Annotated in this window: 13 protein-coding genes; 10 read left to right on the plus strand and 3 right to left on the minus strand. The window is 62.5% G+C overall.

Features of this window, described 5'->3' with window-relative positions:
• The first annotated feature begins 211 nt into the window (after positions 1 to 211).
• The 7 genes from ugpB (at position 212) to SB753_RS27770 (ending at position 8,319) form a co-directional block, all read left to right on the plus strand.
• Entirely contained in the window at positions 212 to 1,546 is a 1,335-nt protein-coding gene (gene ugpB / locus SB753_RS27740; protein ID WP_288829113.1) for a sn-glycerol-3-phosphate ABC transporter substrate-binding protein UgpB, read from the plus strand.
• Between the two features lie 158 nt (positions 1,547 to 1,704).
• Complete coding sequence (gene ugpA, locus SB753_RS27745; protein WP_027779432.1) at positions 1,705 to 2,589, plus strand: sn-glycerol-3-phosphate ABC transporter permease UgpA; 885 nt, start codon at positions 1,705 to 1,707, stop codon at positions 2,587 to 2,589.
• Entirely contained in the window at positions 2,586 to 3,431 is an 846-nt protein-coding gene (gene ugpE, locus SB753_RS27750; protein ID WP_410802917.1) for a sn-glycerol-3-phosphate ABC transporter permease UgpE, read from the plus strand. The genes ugpA and ugpE overlap by 4 nt, the downstream gene beginning before the upstream one ends.
• Positions 3,432 to 3,518: 87 nt before the next feature.
• Positions 3,519 to 4,607 carry a sn-glycerol-3-phosphate import ATP-binding protein UgpC gene (locus SB753_RS27755; RefSeq protein WP_087751749.1) on the plus strand — a complete coding sequence of 363 codons (1,089 nt, stop codon included), beginning with the start codon at positions 3,519 to 3,521 and terminating at the stop codon, positions 4,605 to 4,607.
• A gap of 33 nt (positions 4,608 to 4,640) precedes the next feature.
• The gene (locus tag SB753_RS27760) at positions 4,641 to 4,940 is read left to right on the plus strand and encodes a DUF3761 domain-containing protein (RefSeq protein WP_410803019.1); all 300 of its coding nucleotides are present in this window, start codon (positions 4,641 to 4,643) and stop codon (positions 4,938 to 4,940) included.
• Between the two features lie 270 nt (positions 4,941 to 5,210).
• Positions 5,211 to 6,878 carry an energy-dependent translational throttle protein EttA gene (gene ettA, locus SB753_RS27765; protein WP_020070684.1) on the plus strand — a complete coding sequence of 556 codons (1,668 nt, stop codon included), beginning with the start codon at positions 5,211 to 5,213 and terminating at the stop codon, positions 6,876 to 6,878.
• 316 nt (positions 6,879 to 7,194) lie between these two features.
• Complete coding sequence (locus SB753_RS27770; RefSeq protein ID WP_410802919.1) at positions 7,195 to 8,319, plus strand: DUF748 domain-containing protein; 1,125 nt, start codon at positions 7,195 to 7,197, stop codon at positions 8,317 to 8,319.
• Positions 8,320 to 8,444: 125 nt separating this feature from the next.
• Here SB753_RS27770 and SB753_RS27775 read toward each other — a convergent pair whose 3' ends face one another.
• The 3 genes from SB753_RS27775 to SB753_RS27785 are packed head-to-tail and all read right to left on the minus strand — an operon-like array spanning position 8,445 to position 11,215.
• Positions 8,445 to 9,068, minus strand: coding sequence for an HAD family hydrolase (locus SB753_RS27775; RefSeq protein ID WP_410802921.1), 624 nt, complete (start codon positions 9,066 to 9,068; stop codon positions 8,445 to 8,447).
• A gap of 49 nt (positions 9,069 to 9,117) precedes the next feature.
• Positions 9,118 to 10,932: a M24B family metallopeptidase gene (locus SB753_RS27780; protein WP_204523722.1), complete on the minus strand. Its 1,815-nt coding sequence runs from the start codon at positions 10,930 to 10,932 to the stop codon at positions 9,118 to 9,120.
• 19 nt (positions 10,933 to 10,951) lie between these two features.
• On the minus strand, positions 10,952 to 11,215 hold the full coding sequence (locus tag SB753_RS27785; RefSeq protein ID WP_020070680.1) for a hypothetical protein: 264 nt from the start codon (positions 11,213 to 11,215) through the stop codon (positions 10,952 to 10,954).
• A gap of 201 nt (positions 11,216 to 11,416) precedes the next feature.
• On the opposite strand from SB753_RS27785, the gene SB753_RS27790 reads away from it, so the two are divergent.
• The 3 genes from SB753_RS27790 to prfA all read left to right on the plus strand — a co-directional run bounded on the left by SB753_RS27790 (position 11,417) and on the right by prfA (position 14,681).
• Positions 11,417 to 12,127, plus strand: a complete 711-nt coding sequence (locus tag SB753_RS27790) for a response regulator transcription factor (RefSeq protein ID WP_020070679.1) — start codon at positions 11,417 to 11,419, stop codon at positions 12,125 to 12,127.
• Positions 12,128 to 12,192: 65 nt separating this feature from the next.
• Positions 12,193 to 13,479, plus strand: coding sequence for a glutamyl-tRNA reductase (gene hemA, locus SB753_RS27795; RefSeq protein WP_088176509.1), 1,287 nt, complete (start codon positions 12,193 to 12,195; stop codon positions 13,477 to 13,479).
• Positions 13,480 to 13,598: 119 nt separating this feature from the next.
• Entirely contained in the window at positions 13,599 to 14,681 is a 1,083-nt protein-coding gene (gene prfA / locus SB753_RS27800) for a peptide chain release factor 1 (RefSeq protein WP_410802923.1), read from the plus strand.

The raw sequence follows: 14,681 nt of genomic DNA on the forward strand, positions 1-14,681 counted from the left end.
CGCTTTGCATGGGATGGGAGTAAGCGCTCAAGCGCTAACTCCCATCGACCGCTTTGCATGGGATGGGAGTAAGCGCTCAAGCGCTAACTCCCATCGACCGCTTTGCATGGGATGGGAGTAAGCGCTGAAGCGCTAACTCCCATCGACCGCTTTGCATGGGATGGGAGTAAGCGCTGAAGCGCTAACTCCCATCGACACAGGAGACTAATCGATGAGTTTGAAGCCGCTATTCCGTTCGCTTTCCGTTGCCGCCGTGCTGGGCGCGGGCATTATGGCCACCAGCCAGACGGCCCAGGCCGCCACCGAAATCCAGTTCTGGCACGCAATGGAAGCCGCTCTGGGCGAACGTCTGAACGATATCGCCAACGCGTTCAATGCGTCGCAATCCGACTACAAGATCGTGCCGGTGTTCAAGGGCACTTACGACCAGACGCTTGCCGCCGGCATCGCCGCTTACCGCAGCGGCAACGCGCCAGCCGTCCTGCAAGTCTACGAAGTCGGCACCGCGACCATGATGCAGGCGAAGAAGGCTGTCATTCCCGTATCGGAAGTGTTCAAGCAAGCCGGCGTGCCGCTCGACGAAAAAGCGTTCGTGCCGACAATCGCCAGCTATTACAGCGACGCCAGAAGCGGCCAGTTGATCTCGATGCCGTTCAACAGCTCGACGCCGGTTCTCTACTACAACAAGGACGCGTTCAAGAAAGCCGGCCTCGATCCGAACCAGCCGCCGAAGACATGGGCCGAATTGCAGGTCGACGCGCAGAAGCTCAAAGCCTCCGGCATGGCGTGCGGTTATTCATCGGGCTGGCAAAGCTGGATCCAGTTGGAGAACTACAGCGCGTGGCATGGTGCGCCGTTTGCGTCGAAGAACAACGGATTTGACGGCGCCGACGCGCAACTCGAATTCAACAAGCCGCTGCAGGTCGCGCACATCCAGTTCCTGCAGAACATGCAGAAGGAAGGCTCGTTCACCTACGTTGGCCGCAAGGACGAACCCGTCTCGAAGTTCTACAGCGGCGATTGCGGGATCATCACGAACTCGTCGGGCTCGCTTGCCACAATCAAGAAGTACGCGAAGTTCAACTTCGGCACCGGCATGATGCCTTACGACGCAAACGTGAAGGGCGCGCCGCAGAACGCGATAATCGGCGGTGCGAGCTTGTGGGTGTTGGCGGGCAAAGACCCGGCTGTCTACAAGGGCGTGGCGAAATTCCTGTCGTATCTGTCGTCGGCACCGGTTGCCGCCAAGTGGCATCAGGACACGGGCTACCTGCCGGTCACGACCGCCGCTTATCAGTTGACGCAACAACAGGGCTTCTACGAGAAGAACCCAGGCAGCGACACGGCCATCAAGCAGATGCTCAACAAGCCGCCCCTGCCGTACACGAAGGGTCTGCGTTTGGGCAACATGCCGCAGATCCGCACGATCATCGACGAAGAACTCGAACAGGTGTGGGGTGAGAAGAAAACGCCGCAACAGGCGCTCGACTCGGCGGTTTCGCGTGGCGACGAGTTGCTGCGGCGCTTCGAAAAAGCCGGCAGCTAATCGCGGTATCGGTCTGCGCAGCTCGTGCAGACCATGCGGTTCATGCAGCAATAGCGGTGAACAACCGCAACCCGGCGCAATAAAAGCATAAAGCCAGTCGGCAGGGTTTCGACGCAATCGCGTCGAAACCCGCTTGCAGCAACCCTTGGGAATCTTCGATGGAAAAGCGCTCCCGCTTCGGCACCAGTCTGCTGCCCTACCTGCTCGTCGCGCCGCAACTGGCGATCACCGCGCTGTTTTTTCTGTGGCCCGCGGGCGAAGCGCTGTGGCAATCCACACAAAGCCAGGACGCCTTCGGCACGTCGAGCGAATTTGTCGGGCTCGCCAACTTCCGCCAACTCTTCGCCGATCCGCTCTACCTGTCATCGTTCAACACGACGCTGATTTTCTGTGCGCTCGTCACCGTTTCCGGCCTCGTCATTTCGCTGCTGCTGGCCGTCTGCGCCGACCGCGTCACGCGCGGCGCGAAGGCTTACCAGACGCTGCTGATCTGGCCGTATGCGGTCGCGCCGGCAATCGCGGCCGTGTTGTGGTCGTTTCTGTTCAACCCGAGTATCGGCCTCGTCACATTCGCGCTCGCAAAGTACGGCATCGTGTGGAATCACGCGCTCAATGCGGGACAGGCGATGTTTCTCGTCGTGCTAGCCTCGGTGTGGAAGCAGGTCAGCTACAACTTCCTCTTCTTCTATGCGGGCTTGCAGGCGATTCCGCGCTCGCTGATCGAAGCCGCGGCCATCGACGGCGCCGGTCCCGTGCGACGCTTCTTCGGCATCGCACTGCCGCTGTTGTCGCCGACCAGCTTCTTCCTGCTGGTCATCAACATCACCTACGCATTCTTCGACACGTTCCCCGTGATCGACGCAGCGACCGGCGGCGGTCCCGCGCAATCGACGCGCACGCTGATCTACAAGATTTTCGCGGAAGGCTTCCAGGGACTCGACATCGGCAGTTCCGGCGCGCAGTCGGTGGTTCTGATGGTGATCGTCGTCGCGTTGACGGTCGTGCAATTCCGCTTTATCGAACGCAGGGTTCAATACTCATGATCGAAAACCGCCGCGGTTTCGACCTCTTCTGCCACGCGGTGCTGATACTCGGCGTCGCGTTGGTGGTGTTTCCGGTGTACGTCGCGTTCTGCGCGGCGACCATGAGCGAGCACGAGGTGTTCACCGTGCCGCTCTCACTGGTGCCCAGTTCACATCTCTTGGAAAACGTTGCGACGGTCTGGGCGCACGGCAGCGGGAACGCGGCGGCGCCCTTCGGCCGCATGCTGTTCAACAGCCTCGTCATGGCGCTTGCCATTGCTATCGGCAAGATCGCCGTGTCGATGATCTCCGCTTTCGCGATCGTATTTTTCCGCTTCCCGTTTCGCAATCTGTCGTTCTGGCTGATCTTCATCACGTTGATGCTGCCGGTCGAAGTCCGCATTTTTCCGACCGTGCAAGTCGTCTCGTCGATGCACCTCAGCAATACCTATAGCGGCTTGACGTTGCCGCTAATCGCCTCGGCCACTGCCACGTTTCTCTTCCGTCAGTTCTTCATGACCTTGCCCGATGAGTTGATGGAAGCCGCGCGCATCGACGGTGCGGGCGCCATGCGCTTCTTCTGGGACGTCGTGCTGCCGCTGTCCAAAACCAACATGGCGGCGCTGTTCGTGATCACGTTCATTTACGGCTGGAATCAATATTTGTGGCCGATTCTGATTACGAGCCAGCAATCGCTGACGACGGCCGTGGTCGGCATCAAGAGCATGATCGCGTCGGGCGACACCGCAACGGAATGGCATCTGGTCATGACGGCCACGCTGCTCGCCATGCTGCCGCCGCTCGCCGTCGTGCTGACCATGCAACGCTGGTTCGTGCGCGGACTCGTCGATGCGGAAAAATGAAAGCGCCCCGCCAGCGCATCAACGCATCAATGCACTGACGCCGCACAGGCACCAGATAAACGACACGAAACGAAGGGCTAAAACCGCATGGCTGCACTGACACTGCAAGGCGTTAAAAAAACCTACGACGGCAAACAGTTTGTGTTGCATGGCATCGACGTCGACGTGAACGACGGCGAGTTCGTCGTGATGGTCGGGCCGTCGGGTTGCGGCAAATCCACATTGCTGCGGATGGTCGCCGGGCTCGAGCGGATCTCCGAAGGCACCATCTCGATCGCCGGCAAAGTGGTCAACGAGCTGGAGCCGAAAGACCGCAACATCGCGATGGTGTTTCAGAACTACGCGCTTTATCCGCATATGAGCGTGGCGGAAAACATGGGCTACGCGCTGAAGATCGCGGGAGTCGACCGGGCGCAGATCGCGCAGCGCGTGAACGCCGCCGCGCAGATTCTCGAACTCGAACCGCTGCTGCAGCGCAAGCCGCGCGAGCTGTCGGGCGGACAGCGTCAGCGCGTGGCAATGGGCCGCGCGATCGTGCGCGAACCCGCCGTGTTTCTGTTCGACGAACCGCTGTCCAATCTCGATGCGCGTCTGCGCGTGCAAATGCGGCTCGAAATCCAGCGGCTGCATGCTCGGCTAGCGACCACGAGCCTCTACGTGACGCACGATCAGATCGAAGCAATGACGCTGGCGCAACGTGTGATCGTGATGAATAAGGGTCACGCCGAACAGATCGGCGCACCAACCGAAGTCTACGAGCGGCCCGCGACCGTGTTCGTCGCCGGCTTCATCGGTTCGCCTGGCATGAATCTGCTGGAAGGCCGCGTGTCCGACGACGGTTCGACTTTCGACGTGGCGGGCAACGGTCCGCAACTGCCGCTCGCCGGCGTCGCGTCGATTGGCCGCGAAGTCGCCAAAGGACGCGAGTGGACGCTCGGCATTCGTCCCGAGCACATGAGTCCGGGGCAGGCCGATGCGCCGCATACAACGCTCACCGTCGATTCATGCGAGTTGCTCGGCGCGGATAATCTCGCGCACGGACGTTGGGGTAAGCATGACGTGACAGTGCGATTGCCGCACGCGCACCGGCCGGCGGCCGGCGAAGCGCTGCAGGTCGCCCTGCCCGCCCGGCACTTGCATTTCTTCGATCCGGCAAGCGGGCGGCGGGTGAACTGACAGACGCGGCCACAACAACAATCCATAAAAATGATTCATTGCACTGGCTTGAAAGCCGCTCGCTGCGGCGTTGCAGTCGTGGCGGCGCTGCTGGTCGGCATGTCGCCGGCTTTCGCGTATGTCGCGCCGGGTACGACGCCCGGAGAAGCCGACCTCAGCAATCACAACACCTACACCAATCGCGACGGCAACACGGTCCATGCGCCGGCCAAGTCGCTGTCAGGCAAGGCGCCTGAAGGCGCGACGGCGCGCTGCCGCGACGGCAGCTACAGTTTCAGCCGGCATCACAGCGGCACATGCTCGCGACACGGCGGCGTGGCCAGCTGGTTATAGACCGCCTACAGCCTCGCAGCAACCCGCAACCGCGCGTGCCTCACCGCCGCCGCGCGCTCATGCCGAAGTACAATGCCATCTGCACACGGCCCGCGCGCGGCCGTCGGTGAGCAGAACACTGCGCGGGACACCGCGCTGGACACCGCGCCGGCCAACGCCGGGCGCTCCGCCCGGCCATGACGTCGCCGTAACACGCCGTGGCACCGGTTACCTTTCCACCCGCGACTGCCCGCCCCCTTGCGGCCGGCGTCGCCAACGTCTCGCAAGCAAATGGCCCAATACGTCTTCACCATGAATCGGGTCGGCAAGATCGTGCCGCCCAAGCGTCAAATCCTGAAAGACATCTCGCTGTCCTTTTTTCCCGGCGCGAAGATCGGCCTGCTCGGCCTGAACGGCTCGGGCAAGTCGACGCTGATCCGCATCATGGCCGGTGTGGACAAGGACATCGAAGGCGAAGCCACGCCAATGCCGAACCTGAACATCGGCTATCTGCCGCAGGAACCTCAGCTCGACCCGAACAAGACGGTGCGCGAAACCGTTGAGGAAGGTCTGGGCGATGTGTTCAACGCGCAGAAGAAGCTCGATGAAATCTACGCGGCCTACGCGGAGCCCGACGCCGACTTCGACGCGCTCGCTGCCGAGCAGGCCAAGTACGAAGCGATTCTCGCGACAACCGACGGCGGCAGCGCCGAACAGCAGATCGAAATCGCCGCCGACGCGCTGCGCCTGCCGGCGTGGGACGCGAAAATCGAGCACCTGTCGGGCGGCGAAAAGCGCCGCGTCGCACTGTGCAAGCTGCTGCTCGAAAAGCCCGACATGCTGTTGCTGGATGAGCCGACCAACCACCTCGACGCCGAATCGGTCGACTGGCTCGAACAGTTCCTCACGCGTTTTCCCGGCACCGTCGTCGCGGTCACGCACGATCGCTACTTCCTGGATAACGCGGCCGAGTGGATTCTCGAACTCGACCGCGGCCACGGTATTCCGTGGAAGGGCAACTACAGCAGTTGGCTCGATCAGAAAGAAGAACGCCTGAAGCAGGAAGAGTCGTCGGAATCGGCGCGTCAGAAGGCGATCAAGAAGGAACTGGAGTGGGTGCGGCAAAACCCGAAGGGCCGTCAGGCGAAGTCGAAAGCGCGTATCGCCCGTTTCGAGGAACTCAACAGCCAGGACTATCAGAAGCGCAACGAAACGCAGGAAATCTTCATTCCGGTTGGCGACCGCCTCGGCAATGAAGTGATCGAATTCAAGAACGTCAGCAAGTCGTATGGCGACCGTTTGTTGCTCGATAACGTCAGCTTCAAGATTCCGGCGGGCGCGATCGTGGGCATCATCGGTCCGAACGGCGCGGGTAAGTCCACGCTGTTCCGCATGCTCACCGGCCGCGAAGAACCCGATTCGGGCGAGATCGTGAAGGGCCCGACCGTGAAGCTCGCTTACGTCGATCAAAGCCGTGACGCACTGGACCCTTCGAAGACCGTGTTCGAAGAAATCTCCGGCGGCGCGGACGTGCTGACGGTCGGCAAGTATGAAACACCGTCGCGCGCGTACATCGGCCGTTTCAACTTCAAGGGCGGCGATCAGCAGAAGATCGTCGGCAATCTGTCGGGCGGCGAGCGCGGCCGTTTGCATCTTGCGAAGACGCTGATCGCGGGCGGCAACGTGTTGCTGCTCGACGAACCGTCGAACGACCTGGACGTGGAAACGTTGCGCGCGCTCGAAGACGCATTGCTGGAATTCGCCGGCTCGGTGATGGTGATCTCGCACGATCGCTGGTTCCTCGACCGCATCGCCACGCACATTCTCGCGTTCGAAGGCGATTCGCAAGTTACGTTCTTCGACGGCAATTACCAGGAGTACGAAGCGGACAAGCGTGCGCGCCTTGGCGAAGAAGCAGCGCGTCCGAAACGTCTGCGTTACAAGCCGATTACGCGCTAAGACTCGCCGCGTAAAAGTAGCTGCGGCCTGCCCGTCGGGAGACGGGCGGGTCGCTTCTTGCAGGTCGCTTCTTGCAGGTCGCTTCTTGCAGGTCGCCTAATGCAGGTCGCCTCCAACGGCTTGCGTCGGCAGCACGCCACTTCCCCTGACTGCAAACATCGGCTCTATAGCAGCCGCACACGCCACATGTCGGCGACGTGCCGACAGGGCACAGCCATTGCTTACCTGGCCGTGCTATATGTCGTTTCGCGCCACGCGTCCACGACGCGCGCATCCGTTACAGCCACGCCGCGCACACGGCACCGAGGAGCACAGCATGGCAATGTCGAGGGGCAAACGCTGGATCGTTGCCGTGGGCAGCGTGCTGGTCGTGCTCGTCGTCATTGCGCTCGGTGTGCTGCAGTACGCGCAGCGTGAAGTGAAAGAACGCGTGGTGGCGGCGCTCGGTCCACTGGGCAGCGCGCAAAGCATCGACGTCGGCCTGACCTCCGTTCATCTCACCAACGTGCTGTTGAAGGCGCCGCCAGGCTGGCCGGCCGGCGATCCATTGAGAGCCGACGAAATCACTATCACGCCGGATATTCGCGACCTGCTCGCGCGGCGCATGCATGTCCGCAGCGTCGTCGTGCGCGGTTTCGATATGGCGGTGCTGCGTACTCAAACTGGTACGATCCGCCTGCTTCCGAATTTGCGACAGTCGGTCACGACCGCGAACGACGACGCAAGCAGTACCGCCGCGGGCGCAACGCCGCGCGAAAAACAGGTCGATCACATCAGCCTGGAGCAAGGGGGGTTCCACTTCTACGACATGACCGTCGGTCCGCCCGCCTACAAGGTGACGGTAAGCAACGCAAACGCGACGGTCGACAACATTCATCTGCCGGCCCTCACCGAGCCGACCAACGTCAGTGTCAGCGGCTCGATCAAAGGACCGTCGCACACGGGCACGGTCACATTCGGCGGATGGATCAAGATCGCCAGCAAGGACTCGCAAACGACGAGCACGCTGCGCGGCGTCGACGTCGTGATGCTCGATCCTTATCTCGTCAAGAAAGCCGGGGCCGAGGCGCGAGTGACGGGCGGCACGGTCGATCTGAGCGTCGAGTCGTCGGTGCGCAACTATCAGTTGCATGCGCCGGGCACGATCACGGTTCACCAGTTGCAACTCGCGGACACCGGCAGTCCGCTCGACACTTTCATGTCGATTCCGACGAAGGCCGCCGTCGCCGCACTGAAGGCTCGCAACGGCGACATCACGCTCCACTTCGTGCTGGACGGTAACTTACGCGATCCGAAATTCTCAGTGCAGGAAGGATTGACGACTCGCATCGCCGCCGGATTCGCGAAAGCGCTGGGTGTCAGTGTGGAAGGCGTGGCAAAAGGCGCGGGAGAAACCGTGAAGGGCTTGGGTAATGCTTTGAAGAATTTGCTCGGGCAGTAGACTTCGCGCAACAAGGAGCGCGTTACTGTAAGCGCGAGGGTGAGACTGGCACCCACGCGCTCACGGCGGCAAAGACGGGCTACACATGTCGCGCCCTGCGTGACGCGCGAGCGACACTCGCCTGGTCAAACCGGCAAACCCAGTTCCCGCAGCTTCGCTTCTGTTTGCGCGGCGTTCGTGTGATGCACGCCATGCCAGCCGAGTACGGTGGCGGCTGCGGCGTTCTTCGGGTTGTCGTCGATAAACACTAGTTCGCCCGGCTCGACGCCTGGTAGTTGCGCGTCGATCCGCTCGCGCATTGCCGCAAAAATCGCCGGATCGGGTTTCACCAGCCCTACGCGACCGGAGACGACAATGTCCCGAAAGCGCCGCAGCACCGGGTAGTGCTCCCACGCATACGGAAACGTCTCAGCCGACCAGTTCGTCAGACCGAAAAGCGGGACTTCCGCGGCTTCGAGCTTTTCCATGATCGCCACGCCGTCTTCCAGCACGCCGGCCACCATCTCGTGCCAGCGCTCATAGAACGCGCGGATCAGCGCTTCGTGATCGGGAAAGCGGGCGACGAGTTCTGCCGTCGCCTCGACGATCGGCTGGCCGCCGTCCTGACGAATCACCCAATCCATCGAGCAGACGTGGGTCAGGAACCAGCGTCGCTCGGCTTCGTCGGGAATCAGTTGCCTGTAAAGATACTCGGGACTCCAGTCGATCAGCACGCCGCCGAAATCGAACACGACTGCCTTGATGGCCATGCGCTCTCCGTTAGCTATGCCGTTGCGGATGTAGTTGCAGTTGCGGCGCTCACACCGGCTGGGTGCGCAGCTCGAGCCATGCCTTGGCGTCGCCCGAAACATGCGGCGACAGACGCGCGCGCACCGTCTCGTGATAGTCGTTCAGCCACGCGCGCTCGTCGTCGCGCAGCAGCGACAGGTCGAGGCAACGCGTGTCGATCGGGCAAAGCGTTAGCGTCTCGAACTTCAGGAAGTCGCCGAATTCCGTCTCGCCGGCGGGTACGTTCAGCACCAGGTTCTCGATGCGCACGCCCCACTTGCCCGGCCGGTAGATGCCCGGCTCGACCGAGGTGATCATGCCTTCTTCCATTGCCGTCCACGATTCGGCAGGCGCGTAGTGCGAAATCACCTGCGGGCCTTCGTGCACGTTCAGGAAATAGCCGACGCCATGACCGGTGCCGTGGCCGTAATCGGCGCCGGCTTCCCAGATCGGCGCGCGAGCGATTGCGTCGAGCATCGGCGAACGGATGCCGCGCGGGAACCTGGCGCGCGACAATGCCATGGTGCCTTTCAGCACGATCGTGAAATCGCGCCGCTGTTCGTCGCTGACGATGCCGACCGGCACGACGCGTGTGATGTCCGTCGTGCCGCTCAAGTACTGTGCGCCTGAGTCGACCAGCAACAGGCCGTTGCCTTCGATCACGGCATGCGATTCGTTAGTGGCGCGATAGTGCGGCATTGCGCCGTTGGCGTTGAAGCCCGCAATGGTCGCAAAGCTCAGCGACACGAAGCCGGGACGACGCGCGCGCGCCGCCGTCAGACGTTCGTCGATAGTGAGTTCGGTGATCGTCTCGCGGCCCAGTGCGCCTTCGAACCACGCGAAGAATTCCGCGAGCGCGGCGCCGTCCTGCTCCATGGTCTCGCGCACGTGCCTGGCCTCTGCCTCGGTCTTGCGCGACTTGAAGAACGTGGACGGATTGACTGCCTCGACCACTTTCACCGTCGACGGCACCGATTGCAGCGAGCCGTATGTAATGCGGCGCGGGTCGATGAGCAGCGTCGTGCCGGCGGGCAGCGCAGAGAGCGCCTCCGCGGCTTTCGCATATGGCTCGACGCTGACGCCGTCGCGTGCAAGAGCCTCGGCGAGCGCCTGCGGCACCTTGCCGTCGGCAATGAACAGCGACGCGCGGTTTTCGCCGATCAGCGCGTGCGCCACGAAGACCGGGTTATAGCTGACGTCGGCGCCCCGCAGATTCAGCAGCCACGCGAGGTCGTCGAGCGTGGAAATGAAGTGCCATTGCGCGCCCTTCTCCGCCATTGCCCGACGGACCTGCGCCAGCTTTTCCGAACGCGCGACGCTTGCATGCGGCGCCGCGTGCTCGAACACGGCGGCAACCGGCAGCGTCGGACGCTGCGGCCAGATCGCGTCGAACAGATCGACGTCGGTGCGCAACTTTACGCCGCGCGCCGTGAGCGCCTGAGTCAGGGCCCGCGCGGCCGCTACGCCGAGCACCGCGCCGTCCACGCCGACCGCGCTACCGGGCGCAACATTCTGGGCGAGCCAATCGAAATGCGGCGCGGTTTGCTGGCCGCCGGTCATTTTCATAAGCTGAACGCCGGTGCCCGCGAGTTGCGCGTTGGCCTGCTCCCAATAGCGGCTGTCCGTCCAGACGCCTGCAAAGTCCGCAGTGACGACGAGCGTGCCCGCCGAGCCGGTGAACCCGGAAAGCCATTCCCGCCCCTGCCAACGCCCTGGCAAATATTCGGACAAGTGCGGATCCGCCGACGGCACGAGGTAAGCGGCGACGCCTTCGCGTGCCATCGCGCTGCGCAACGTGGCGAGCCGTTCGGGGATGGGAGAAGTATGGGGAAGTCGGGCATTCATGGAAGTCACCTGCAAATATTCATCGACGGGAAAGCGAGCCGACCGTCACGGCAACGGCGATCATGGCGATGGCCGTGCAAACAGGCCATTCGAGCGTCTCACCGTCATGGAAAAGGCCAATCACATTGCCGGCCATGCGCGCGACGCTCGCGCCCACTATTCCGGCAAGCACCGCCACCCACAAGCGGGCGCGGCTAGAGCGGTTCAAGCGGCGCAGCGGATGCAACCACCACCCCGCGATACCGATTGCTGCCCCCAACACGACGATTCCGGGCCAGCCCATTAGCGGCCGGTCTCGCGCAGTTTCGGATTTGTCTTATGGGCGCGAGGCTCGACGACAGCTAGCATTTTTGTCTCTTTCTCAAAAAAATCAGCACGGCGCTTTCCGCACAGCGGTTGAGTTTAGGGGTCGGGGTGACGTTAGGCAAGCTATAGGCCTTACGGAAAAGCCTGGTTCCCGGCCGTCGTCGAGCTCAACGCGCCCATGCGAATTGCCCTTATCGAGCCGGATACAAGTCACGCCAAACTGGTCACCCGGCTTGTTTTCGCCGGCGGCCACGTGTGTCAGCACTTCACTACCAGCGTCCCCTTCCTGGCACAGGCCGCAGATCAGTTCTTCGATTTGCTGATCACCGAAAACTGGGCCGGCGATCACTCAGCCGAAGACGTCATCGCGCACGCCCGCGCGATCCTGCCGAGCCTGCCGGTTATCGTGCTGATGACGGAGCCGCGCGAAAGCCAGATCGTCGCCGTGCTCCACGCGGGCGCCGACGACTGCGTGACCAAACCGGTTCGCGGCCCCGAGATGCTCGCGCGAGTAGACGCGCTACTGCGGCGCGCGGGACTGCGCCGGCCGCCCAATCGCCGGCACGACGTGATTCGCGGCTATGCGTTCGACACCGGAAACTTCGCCGTGACATTCCGTCATCGCACGGTCACGCTGACGCCGAAGGAATTCCGCTTCGCGCTGCTGCTGTTCTCCAATCTGTCGCGGCCCGTGTCGCGCGCGCACATCCTCGAAACCGTGTGGGCGCGCCGCCGCGACGTAAAGTCGCGCACCGTCGACACCCATGCGTCGCGCGTGAGGTCAAAGCTGGAACTGCGCCCGGAGTTGGGCTATTCGCTAACGCCGCTCTACGGCTATGGCTATCAACTGGACGCATTCCCGCCGGAAGGAGTCGCCGCGCCCGGCTGAGCGGGCGTCACAATGTAAGAATCGTGAAAACGCTATAATATCGAGCTAAACCATAGCTCCCCAGAATGCAGCTCCTAACGATCGGAATCAATCATCACACTGCGCCTGTCGCCTTGCGCGAACGCGTGGCGTTTCCGCTCGAACAGATCAAGCCCGCATTGGACACTTTCAAAAGCGTCTGGCTGGGAGCCACGGCCCGCACCGCGCCTGAAGCGGCGATTCTGTCCACCTGCAATCGCACCGAACTCTACTGCGCGACCGACGACCAGGCCGTGCGTGAAGCCGCGATCCAGTGGCTGTCCCGTTATCACAACCTGCCTATCGAGGAACTCGCGCCGCACGTCTACGCGTTGCCGCAGTCCGAAGCCGTGCGCCACGCGTTTCGGGTCGCCTCGGGCCTGGATTCCATGGTGTTGGGTGAGACGCAAATCGTCGGACAAATGAAGGACGCCGTTCGCACGGCATCTGAAGCCGGCGCGCTGGGCACGTATCTGAACCAGTTGTTTCAGCGCACGTTCGCCGTCGCGAAGGAAGTGCGGAGCACGACCGAGATCGGCGCGCAATCCGTTTCCATGGCCGCCGCCGCGGTCCGGCTGGCGCAACGCATTTTCGACAAGGTGTCGAACCAGCGCGTGCTCTTTATCGGCGCCGGCGAAATGATCGAGTTGTGCGCCACGCACTTTGCCGCACAGCAACCGCGCGAACTCGTGGTCGCCAACCGCACGGCTGAGCGCGGCACGCGACTCGCCGAGCGCTTCAACGGACGCGCCATTCCGTTGTCCGATCTGCCGACTCGCATGCACGAGTTCGATATCATCGTGTCGTGCACGGCTTCCACGTTGCCGATCATCGGTCTCGGCGCAGTGGAGCGCGCAGTGAAAGCGCGTCGCCATCGGCCAATTTTCATGGTCGATCTGGCTGTTCCGCGTGACATCGAACCGGAAGTCGGTCAGCTTGAAGACGTGTTCCTGTATACCGTCGACGACCTCGGCGCGATCGTTCGCGAAGGCAATGCGTCGCGGCAGGCCGCCGTGGCGCAGGCCGAAGCGATCATCGAAACGCGCGTGCAGAACTTCATGCAGTGGCTCGAAGCGCGCAGCATCGTGCCGGTGATCCGCCATATGCATACGCAAGCCGACGTACTGCGCCGGGCCGAAGTCGAACGTGCGCAGAAAATGCTCGCGCGGGGCGACGATCCTGCCGCTGTGCTCGAAGCGCTTTCGCAAGCGCTCACCAACAAACTGATCCACGGTCCGACCCACGCGCTCAACCGCGCGAGCGGCGAGAACCGCGACACGCTCATCGAATTGATGAGCGGGTTCTACAAACACTCCGGTTCCACGGAGCGTTAGCGGCGCGCGTGCCGCCTGTCCGCGCCACCCGCAAGTGGCCCGCGACGTGCTTCTGCCCTTGGGCATCCGCCCACTTCCTAGTTGTCGTCCTTGCCGGAGTCCGCTCCGATACCCGCCTGATGAAAACGAGCATGCAACGCAAGCTCGACCAGCTGACTACCCGGCTGGCCGAACTTAACGACCTGTTGAGCCGAGAGGACATCACAGCGAACCTCGACCAGTATCGCAAGCTCACGCGCGAACACGCCGAGCTCGGACCGGTTGTCGAGCAATACGCGCTCTGGCGCCAGGCCATGCACGACGCCGCCACCGCGCAAGATTTGCTCTCGGATGCTTCCATGCGCGAGTTCGCGGAAGAGGAAATTCGCGCGGCCCGCGAGCGGATGGAACAGCTCGGCGGCGAACTGCAGAAAATGCTGCTGCCGAAAGACCCGAACGACGACCGCAACATCTTCCTCGAAATTCGAGCGGGGACGGGCGGCGACGAGTCCGCGCTCTTCGCCGGCGATCTTTTGCGCATGTATCTGCGTTATGCCGAGCGCAATCGCTGGCAGGTCGAGATGATGTCGGCAAGCGAATCCGACCTGGGCGGCTATAAGGAAGTGATCGTGCGAATCGCTGGCGAAGCCGCCTATTCGAAGCTCAAGTTCGAGTCCGGCGGGCACCGCGTGCAGCGCGTGCCGGCTACGGAAACGCAGGGCCGCATTCACACCTCCGCGTGCACGGTTGCCGTGATGCCGGAAGCGGACGAAATCGGCGAGGTTGAAATCAATCCGGCCGATTTGCGGATCGACACGTTCCGCGCGTCCGGCGCCGGCGGCCAGCACATCAACAAGACGGACTCGGCCGTGCGCGTTACGCACTTGCCGACGGGGATCGTCGTCGAATGTCAGGACGACCGTTCGCAGCACAAGAACAAGGACCGCGCATTGAAAGTGCTGGCGGCTCGCATCAAGGACAAGCAGTCGCACGAGCAGCAGGCAAAGGAAGCCGCCACGCGTAAGAGCCTGATCGGCTCGGGCGATCGCTCCGAGCGGATTCGCACCTACAACTTCCCGCAAGGACGTCTGACAGACCATCGGATCAATCTGACGCTGTATCGCCTCGACGCGATTATGGACGGTGACCTGGATGAGTTAATCGGTGCACTTGTCAGCGAGCATCAGGCCGAGTTGCTCGCTTCGCTTGGCGATGCGGACTAA

The sequence above is a fragment of the Paraburkholderia sp. SIMBA_053 genome (genome assembly GCF_046534895.1).
Taxonomy (GTDB): Bacteria; Pseudomonadota; Gammaproteobacteria; order Burkholderiales; family Burkholderiaceae; genus Paraburkholderia; species Paraburkholderia caledonica.

Excerpts from the sequence above, each read along its gene's own strand:
- ettA (WP_020070684.1), top strand. The coding sequence starts at position 5,211 with ATGGCCCAATACGTCTTCACCATGAATCGGGTCGGCAAGATCGTGCCG.
- SB753_RS27785 (WP_020070680.1), bottom strand. The coding sequence starts at position 11,215 with ATGGGCTGGCCCGGAATCGTCGTGTTGGGGGCAGCAATCGGTATCGCG.
- hemA (WP_088176509.1), top strand. The coding sequence starts at position 12,193 with ATGCAGCTCCTAACGATCGGAATCAATCATCACACTGCGCCTGTCGCC.
- SB753_RS27770 (WP_410802919.1), top strand. The coding sequence starts at position 7,195 with ATGGCAATGTCGAGGGGCAAACGCTGGATCGTTGCCGTGGGCAGCGTG.
- ugpB (WP_288829113.1), top strand. The coding sequence starts at position 212 with ATGAGTTTGAAGCCGCTATTCCGTTCGCTTTCCGTTGCCGCCGTGCTG.
- ugpE (WP_410802917.1), top strand. The coding sequence starts at position 2,586 with ATGATCGAAAACCGCCGCGGTTTCGACCTCTTCTGCCACGCGGTGCTG.
- SB753_RS27790 (WP_020070679.1), top strand. The coding sequence starts at position 11,417 with ATGCGAATTGCCCTTATCGAGCCGGATACAAGTCACGCCAAACTGGTC.
- SB753_RS27780 (WP_204523722.1), bottom strand. The coding sequence starts at position 10,932 with ATGAATGCCCGACTTCCCCATACTTCTCCCATCCCCGAACGGCTCGCC.
- SB753_RS27755 (WP_087751749.1), top strand. The coding sequence starts at position 3,519 with ATGGCTGCACTGACACTGCAAGGCGTTAAAAAAACCTACGACGGCAAA.
- SB753_RS27775 (WP_410802921.1), bottom strand. The coding sequence starts at position 9,068 with ATGGCCATCAAGGCAGTCGTGTTCGATTTCGGCGGCGTGCTGATCGAC.
- prfA (WP_410802923.1), top strand. The coding sequence starts at position 13,599 with ATGAAAACGAGCATGCAACGCAAGCTCGACCAGCTGACTACCCGGCTG.
- ugpA (WP_027779432.1), top strand. The coding sequence starts at position 1,705 with ATGGAAAAGCGCTCCCGCTTCGGCACCAGTCTGCTGCCCTACCTGCTC.